Here is an 8,631-nt window from a genome sequence, read left to right as displayed (position 1 = left end):
AAAGAATGGGGAGCAGAACTAGTACAAGGAGACCTCTGTGTTCCAGAAACCCTACCAAAAGCCCTGGAAGGGATCACAGCTGTCATTGATGCGGCAACATCGAGACCAACAGATTCTCTGACCATCAGACAAGTAGACTGGGAAGGGAAAGTTGCCCTAATTCAAGCTTCTGTGGCTGCTGGTATAGAAAGATATGTCTTTTTCTCAATTCTGGGAAGTGAGAATTTTCCTCATGTCCCACTGATGGAAATAAAACACTGTACAGAACTATTTCTGGCAGAATCAGGATTGCCACACACAATCTTGAAACCAAGTGGCTTTATGCAAGGCTTAATTGGTCAGTATGCGATCCCGATTTTGGATGGACAGGCGGTTTGGATTACAGGAGAAACCTCTCCCATCGCCTATATGAACACCCAGGATATTGCTAAGTTTGGCATTCGTGCTCTTGAAGTTCCAGAAACAGTAAATCAGACATTCCCGGTTGTGGGAACCAGAGCCTATAGTACCTACGAAATCATTAACCTGTGTGAGCGGTTGTCCGGTAAAGATGCTAAAATAGCCCGACTCCCAATAAATTTTTTGCGGGGTATGCGGCGATTCGTGAGATTTTTTCAGTGGGGCTGGAATGTGGCAGATCGGCTTGCCTTCACTGAGGTGCTAGTGAGCGGTAAACCGCTGGATGCACCGATGGATAAGGTATACGAGGTCTTTGGCCTAGACCCTAAGGAAACCACAACTTTGGAAGAATATCTACAAGAATACTTTAACCGGATTATGAATAAGCTCAAAGAAATCGATTACGAGAAAGCTAAAAAGAAGTCTAAGAAGAGGACTCCTTTTAAATCTAAATCCTAGATATTTCCTGGAAAATCGATAAGCGGGAGGTTTTGGGGAGCCAGTGCAGCAAAAGTGCTTCTCGACGGGGCTTCCAAGGTGCGGATGCCAGCCTGAGCACACAGCCGGTTCCCATAGCGCGACTGCATCAAGACAGTAGCTGATTAAATCACAATTGTCCATGATGTTTCAGATAATTTAATCCAAGTAGTTCAAGACGGGGACTGGTGAGTATACCAAAAGCAGGCATTATCTACAACGACCTTAAACCAATGGCTTGTAGCGTTGCTGAAGAGTTGCACAACCAATTGAGGACTGCGGGTTGGGAAGTGTGTATGGCGACAGGGGTTGGGGGAATTCTGGGTTATTCGAGTCCTCAATCACCAGTGTGTCATACACCAATGGACAAACTAGCCCCCCCTGGTTTTGATGACCAGATGGCTTTCGCAATTGTATTGGGGGGAGATGGTACAGTACTAGCGGCTTTTCGCCAATTGGCTCCCCAAGGGATCCCTGTGCTAACGGTGAATACAGGTCACATGGGTTTCTTAACAGAGACCTATGTCAATCAGTTGCCTTCTGTCTTGGAGCAGGTAATGGCAGAAGAGTATGCTATAGAAGAACGGTCCATGCTTTCTGTGCAGATCCTGCGAGATGAGACGATTTGGTGGGAGGCACTTTGTTTAAATGAAATGGTATTGCACCGGGAACCTTTGACGAGTATGTGCCATTTTGAGGTACAAATAGGACATCACGCACCAGTGGATATTGCAGCTGATGGTATAATAGTCTCAACACCCACTGGCTCTACTGCCTATTCTCTAAGTGCTGGAGGACCAGTATTAACTCCTGAGGTGCCGGTGTTGCAACTGTTGCCCATCTGTCCCCATTCTTTGGCATCTCGGGCATTAGTCTTTGCCGACACAGAGCAATTAACCATTTTTCCCGCTACTCCCAATTCGATGGTGATGGTAGTTGATGGCAATGGTGGTTGCTACGTCATACCAGAAGATAAAATAAAAGTTAAGCGATCGCCTTACTCCGCTCGATTTATCCGTTTGCAAGCACCAGAGTTTTTCAGGGTTTTGCGAGAAAAGTTGGGGTGGGGATTGCCGCACATTGCTAAACCGACCTCTGTGGAGTTGCCTTAGAGCGTACATCCATGTCAGAAAGTTTTGTCAACTAGTATTCTCGAGCTGGGGAGCTGGGGATATAGGTAAACAAAACAATCAGGATTTTCTAGATCAGGATTTTCTGTATAGGCTTTCCTCCAGCTGAATTGAAGAAAGCCAGGCCATGGGAAGGGGGGTTAGGCAGGAGTGTCAAAAACGGTGATTGCTGCCTGTTGGTTACGAGAAACACCATTAGCTGGAATCAACTAACCATAAGGGTTTCCTGAACGTGTTGCTCGAAAGTTGTATTCATACCTAGTACTATTAATCTCGATCTGGTAGTTTCTGGTGGTGTCTGGTGGTGTCCCAAATCCATGTATGTAATCTGTGAAACGCAACTTCGGATCAGGGGGGCTTGTGCAACTATACCCCGGTAAGATAGGAGTATCCACCAGCAACTGGCTATTCATGGTCGGTACTTAGGCAATCAACCCAAACTATTCTATGTCTGCTTTGAATCGCAATACTCGTCGTCGGCTCAATAAATTACAACAGACTTCCAGTGTGTGGGAGGGAGACCGCCGTCCCCTGTCAGTTATTGGTAACAATCATCAGCCTGATGGTGAGGGTCATAATGATTGCATTCTTTGGGTGGATGGCTCAGAAGGCATTGTCAGGGCAATGGATTTAGTATCACCAACAATGGGACCAGAAGCGATTGTTCGTGCCCTTATGCAAGCCATGGAACATCCCCAAAGCCCCGCCAGACCAGCACGACCCTCAAAGATTGTTGTTCGTAACCGAGAAATTCAGTTTTTTTTGCGAGGTGTCCTTCAAGGGTTAGACATTGGAATTGATTATGTACCCAATTTACCCTTGATTGACGAACTGTTTCGGGGATTTGAGGAAATGGCGGCTACTCGACAACCCCAGCTACCACCTAAGTATGCCGACCTACTTATAGAAAAAGCCTATGAAATTTGGCATGAAGCTGCTTGGGAAGTAGTGGCTGATCATCAGATTATCTCGATTGAATTAAATCGCTGGGATTTGGAAACTCTATACGTCTCAGTAATGGGTATGCTGGGTATGGAGTACGGGGTACTACTATATCGGTCCTGGGATTCCCTGAAACGGTTCCGATCATCAGTGCTGGCAGATGACTCGTGGGACAAGATGGAACAAGCTTTCTTAGGGCAAGATTGCTTGTTTTTAACCTTCGGGCGGTTTGGGGATGATACCGAAGATGAGGATGAAGAGGATGATATTGATTTAGCTGATTTGCCAGTATCAGAGATTGTACCTGGCTTTGGTACAGTCCATCCCTTGGAAGGAATGCGACCTTATATTTATGAAGAAGAAGCGATCGCCATTTATGTTGCCCTAGAAGCCATTCAGCGATTTGTTCACGATTACCATGAGCAATTAGATGACGAAAACTTACCCAAGATTGGTAAGCGTTACCGCATCCCGGTACCCCTAGAAGCAAAATCTACTGTTAACGTTAAAGTTAACACCCATCCTGACCTAGCGGATGAGTTGTTAGAGATGGCAATTGAGTCCGAGGAAGATGATTTCGATTCAGGGTCGATGACCATACCCTTACGGGATGACCTTGTGCCAAAGGATGCTTTCCTCAAGCTGGGCATGATGTCTTGGGAAGCAATAGAATCTATTCGCTCTGGTGTCAAATCCTATCAGTCTCAGAATATTAAAGCAATCGGGGAAGGCATGCCAGTTATTTTGATTCAAACCACCCGACCAAAGGCACAAGTGTTGATAGAACAGATCCAGACTGCTGGTGGAATCAAAGGGATTTGCTTTAATTCAGGGGAAGACCCCTTTGAGGGCACACGCTACGACCTTGGCATTATCCAAACAGAAAACAGCAGTCTTTATTTGTTAGGAGAGTTTTCTGAAACCGATACCAACCATGCTGCTGCCCGCGAGCAGTGGGAGGAGGGTTGTGAAAATCAGGGCTATTGTGGTTTAGTTATTGCCAGAGGTCTAGCAGGAGCATCTCGGGGTAATCCCAAGCCTCGTGACATGATGGCATTGTTTGAAGCGCGATCGCTCTCCACTACAGATTTGGGAATAGCAATCCTGAAGGCAGAACCCTCAATAACTGAGCCACCCTTTTGAGTTTCTGATTGAGAGAATAGACCTCTTGCAAAAATAACTAAGCAATCATTTTGGATAGCTTCTAAGTCAATTTTGAGACCTATTCCCTATTCCCTATTCCCTATTCCCTATTCCCTGACAACTGCCGCGAAGTCTAATGATTGAGAGACTGCCCACCCAGAAGCCTGATCGGATCACGGGATGAGCTAAAGCAGCAGCAGCCCCGCGCTCTACCCGAAGGGTGAGCGTCGGGAAGAATGCGAGCGAGATGAGGAGGGTGGGTCAATCAATGCCGAAGGAACTGAGGCGAGTGCGACCCACACCGACGAGACGAGCAACTCACTCAGGCAATGAACGAATAAATTCCCGCAGAACATCCGTGATGGATCTTTCGGTTTTTCGACAATAGGAATCCAGTCGATCTTTTTCGGTTTTAGGGAGTCGAATCTGGATTGTTTCTTTACTGGTCATGATTGCAGTGTATGGAAATATGCACTACAATAGTATCACGACAATATTTTTTCCTATGCGAACCGCCTACCAGTACCGATTAAGATTGACTCGACAACAGCAAGTCACCATTGACCAATGGCTTGACATTTGCCGTCGGCAATACAACTATCGGCTGGCAGAGCGGTTTAATTGGTGGGAGCAAAATCGCTGCGATATTAATGCCTGTCCATTGGTATGTCATCTCCCAGAATTGAAAGACCGTCCTGATTTCTATGCTCAGAAACGGGATCTGGTCAACTCGAAAAAGCTGTTCCCCGAATACAAGGATCTGCCGTCACATACTCTGCAAGATGTGATTGCACGAGTAAAAAAGACGTTTGATCGATGGCTCCAAGGGGATTGCAACGGCAAGCGAAGCGGTAAGCCCCGGTTCAAAGGAGTTGGGCGTTATCGTTCAATTGCGTTTCCAGATCCCATTAAGCCAGAACATATTGACGGGCGATTGATCCAGCTACCAAAGATTGGCAAGTTGAAAATGATTCTGCATCGTCCGTTGCCAGATGGCTTCAAAGTGAAAACAGCAACTATTACCAAGAAAGCGGATGGGTATTACATCACGTTGTCGTTACAAGATTCGTCGGTTCCCGTTCTTACTCCTGATGCTCCAAGTCTCGATAATACCATTGGGATTGATATGGGATTGAAAGAGTTTCTGGTAGATGATTCGGGGGCATACGAGCCAATTCCTCAACACTATCGCAAAGCAGAGAGATGCCTGAAACGGTTGCAGCGCTCACTTTCTCGTAAGAAGAAAGGTTCCAACCGTCGAAAGAAAGCTATTAAGCGAGTCGCTAAAGCTCACTTGAAAGTTTCAAATCAGCGCAAAGACTTTCACTACAAAACCGCCAAAAAGCTTTTATCTCAAGGCAAGAATTTAGCACATGAAAAGCTGAACATCAAAGGTCTAGCCAAATCTAGGCTGGCAAAATCTGTTACGGATGCTGGATGGGGTCAATTCCTGCAAATTCTCTCAATCAAGGCTGAAAGAGCCGGATTGTTGGCAATTGCGGTGAATCCAAACGGCACTTCTCAAAACTGCTCTGAATGTGGTGCAAAAGTCCCAAAAACGCTCTCAGACAGGCTTCATAACTGTTCTGAATGCGGGCTGACGATTGACCGTGACCACAATGCAGCAATCAATATCAAGTATTTGGCGGTAGGGCATTCCGTCAATAAAGCTCAGGTAGCGTCCGATGCAATAGCAGGAGTCCCTGAGAAGCCCGCGCTCTATGCGTGACTCATGAGCGTCGGGAGTATGTCACTAGACCAACAACACCACCATCCCCTGGGATTACTTCACCAATTTTACATGCATTTACCTGCTGTGAATTAAACGATGTTAGGGTTTGCTCAACCTGCTGTTGAGGAACAATCAGCACAAAACCAATCCCCATATTATAGGTATCAAACATTGCCTGAGGACTAACCTGACCTGTTTGGGCTAGCCACTTAAAAATTGGTGGAATCACCCAGCTGTTGGGATAAATCTGGACGGATTGTCCAGCACCCAGGCAACGAGGGAGGTTTTCTGGGATACCGCCGCCAGTAATATGAGCCATACCGTGAATCTCGATACCAGCCCTACGAGCATCAAGCACCGGTTTGACGTAAATCTGAGTTGGTGTCAACAATTCCTCCCCTAAGCTTTTACCAGCTAAAAATTCCGGAGTTATGTCCCAGGAAAGAGCGTTGTCTGGGGAATCCTGAACAATTTTCCGGATCAGACTAAAACCATTGCTGTGGACGCCCTGACTGGCCAAACCAATTACCACATCTCCAATTTGGACTTGGGAACCGTCAAGCATGCGGCTCTTTTCCACAATTCCTACACAAAATCCTGCTAGGTCATACTCAGCGAGTTCGTAGAAACCAGGCATTTCTGCGGTTTCCCCTCCTAGTAAAGCACACCCAGCCAGACGACAACCTTGGGCAATACCGGCAACAACCTGAGTCAGTTGTTGTTGGTTGAGCTTGCCAGTGGCTAAATAATCCAAGAAAAACAGGGGTTCCGCACCAACAGTCAAGACATCGTTGACGCACATCGCTACCAAATCAATGCCAACAGTGTCATGGCGGTTGAGGTCTTGAGCCAATTTGAGTTTAGTACCAACTCCATCAGTTCCAGATACCAGCACTGGCTCAGTATATCCAACTGGCAGCTGAAAGCAACCACTAAAACCACCTAGTCCACCTAATACTTCCGAACGGTGGGTACTTTTTACCAGGCTACGGATTTGGTTAATAAATCCTCGACCTGCCTCAATATCAACACCAGCGTCTCGATAATCCATGGGAAAACAAAAATGCTTTTGAGCTAGAAATGCAGGATGTATTTTATATCAAGTCTGGTTGAATACCCATAATTAAGGAGAGGGTGGGGAAGATGGGGAGAAACGGAGGTGTGGGGAGATGGGGAGATAGGGAGATTTTTATTAAGGGTAATTATCCTGACCTGATCTTACAGGGTAGTGTCGATCAAGACCTAGGGGGCAAATAGGGTCAGATCAGTAGTGTTTTGATGAAGGTAGTGGTCAGCGCCGTGGTCAGCGCCGTGGTCAGCGCCCTTTCTTACCAGAATTGGTTGCACCTAGTCTGTATTCAAGTTTACTTTATAGAGGAAATTTGTTGAGGTTGATTCATTAGTTATTTCGCAGATCTTGATGGGATTGATAAGAATTAACTATTATTGGCGTTACTTCACAAAAACTTCACAAAAGCTCTAACCACTAATATAACTTAGTTTGTGGTCAATCTACAACAGTCGATTTTGACAAGTTATTAGTAACAGCTTCATAAAATGGGGATTCCACCATCAGAAACTTCATGGTATTCTGTTTCAGGTTTTTAGTTAAATCACTAATAACCAATTTGTGAGGAGTTAATGGGCAAGTTGAAGTTATGTTGCTGGGTTTCTTGCAGCACCATAATGCCTAAAACTGCCAATTATCGTAGACAACAGACCTATGAATCAAAAAATTTGGGGTGGCATCACCGCTTCTTTCCTAACAACAGTTCTCGGTACAACAACATCAACTCCTGTCTCATCCGCTGAGACAGTTGTTCAGACTGTGAAAGGAAATTCTGATACCCAACTGGCACAAGAATTGCCATCTAGCGCAACTGCAGCAATAAAAAAACTACCAGCTCAGCCCACACCAGAGTTTCAATTGGCTGAGTTTCCAGAGCAACTGAGGACTGCCAGTACCTCAGAAATCATTACCAATATTTATGCTTATCAACTGGCAGGACGTCAGGCAGCTACACTGTATGTCCGCAGTATTCCTGTTCTGACTTTCCTAGGTTCACAGGGAATCAATACTGACCCTAGCAAAGACAGAGTTGCTACTGAGGTTGAAAAGATAGCAACTCCGTCTTCTGTTGCCCCAGGCAACGCTACGATATCGGATGCTAAGGGGTCAGAAAATGACTCAATTCAGCGGGCTCAAGTGGTTGCTGCTCGGATCAATGAACTTCATCGCAACAATGTCAATGCTGAGTCAATCACTGTCCGTTGGAATGGTTCCTACAAAAGCTACAGCATCCAAGTCAATGAGGAAGAATTAGTCCAAGTTGATCAGAATACAATTCTGCCAGATACCACTAAAGACCTGGCTGAAGATGCTCTACAAGCTACTAATCGATTGCGACGGCTGATCGGTTACGCTCCCCCTCTCAAAGAAATTGCCGACTTACCGCCAGCACCAAAACCACGAAGAGTACAGAAAGTAGCTAGGAGTACCACTCGACGAGTAAGAAGTCAGATGAGGGGTATGGCTTCTTGGTATGGTCCGGGTTTCCATGGCCGACGCACTGCCAGTGGTGAGCGATTTAATCAATACGCCCTGACTGCTGCTCATCGTACCTTGCGGTTTGGGACTAGGGTGCGGGTGACTAACATGAGAAATGGTCGCTCCGTCATTGTGCGAATTAATGACCGTGGACCCCACAGCAGGAGTCGGCTCATTGACCTTTCCAGGGGCGCAGCCCGAGTTATCGGACTTGAAAGATCCGGCACTGCTGCTGTGCGTCTAGAGGTTTTATATTAACT

7 protein-coding genes are annotated in these 8,631 nt (G+C 46.1%); 5 read left to right on the top strand and 2 right to left on the bottom strand.

What is annotated here, in order from left to right:
- From F6K37_RS25615 to F6K37_RS25605, 3 genes are all read left to right on the top strand, one after another.
- Nucleotides 1-858 (top strand): NmrA family NAD(P)-binding protein (locus tag F6K37_RS25615; protein WP_287253049.1); only part of this gene is annotated, 858 nt, incomplete at its 5' end.
- Between the two features lie 212 nt (nucleotides 859-1,070).
- Entirely contained in the window at nucleotides 1,071-1,988 is a 918-nt protein-coding gene (locus tag F6K37_RS25610; RefSeq protein WP_044492265.1) for an NAD(+) kinase, read from the top strand.
- 465 nt (nucleotides 1,989-2,453) lie between these two features.
- The gene (locus F6K37_RS25605) at nucleotides 2,454-4,091 is read left to right on the top strand and encodes a DUF6930 domain-containing protein (protein ID WP_008179589.1); all 1,638 of its coding nucleotides are present in this window, start codon (nucleotides 2,454-2,456) and stop codon (nucleotides 4,089-4,091) included.
- 318 nt (nucleotides 4,092-4,409) lie between these two features.
- Here the strand turns inward: F6K37_RS25605 and F6K37_RS25600 are convergent, their stop codons facing one another.
- The gene (locus tag F6K37_RS25600) at nucleotides 4,410-4,541 is read right to left on the bottom strand and encodes a ribbon-helix-helix protein, CopG family (RefSeq protein WP_008179590.1); all 132 of its coding nucleotides are present in this window, start codon (nucleotides 4,539-4,541) and stop codon (nucleotides 4,410-4,412) included.
- A 55-nt stretch (nucleotides 4,542-4,596) separates the two neighbouring features.
- Between F6K37_RS25600 and F6K37_RS25595 the strand changes: the two genes are divergently transcribed.
- Nucleotides 4,597-5,820, top strand: coding sequence for an RNA-guided endonuclease InsQ/TnpB family protein (locus tag F6K37_RS25595; RefSeq protein ID WP_044492266.1), 1,224 nt, complete (start codon nucleotides 4,597-4,599; stop codon nucleotides 5,818-5,820).
- A gap of 1 nt (nucleotide 5,821) precedes the next feature.
- Here the strand turns inward: F6K37_RS25595 and purM are convergent, their stop codons facing one another.
- A complete protein-coding gene (gene purM / locus F6K37_RS25590; protein ID WP_008179594.1) occupies nucleotides 5,822-6,874 on the bottom strand; it encodes a phosphoribosylformylglycinamidine cyclo-ligase in 1,053 nt (350 codons plus the stop codon).
- 672 nt (nucleotides 6,875-7,546) lie between these two features.
- Here purM and F6K37_RS25585 point away from each other — a divergent pair.
- A complete protein-coding gene (locus F6K37_RS25585; protein WP_287253044.1) occupies nucleotides 7,547-8,629 on the top strand; it encodes a septal ring lytic transglycosylase RlpA family protein in 1,083 nt (360 codons plus the stop codon).
- The last annotated feature ends 2 nt before the right edge of the window (nucleotides 8,630-8,631 follow it).

Source organism: Moorena sp. SIO4E2 (assembly GCF_010671945.1).
Lineage (GTDB): Bacteria > Cyanobacteriota > Cyanobacteriia > Cyanobacteriales > Coleofasciculaceae > Moorena > Moorena producens.
This window is presented reverse-complemented; position numbering and strand designations above follow the sequence as displayed.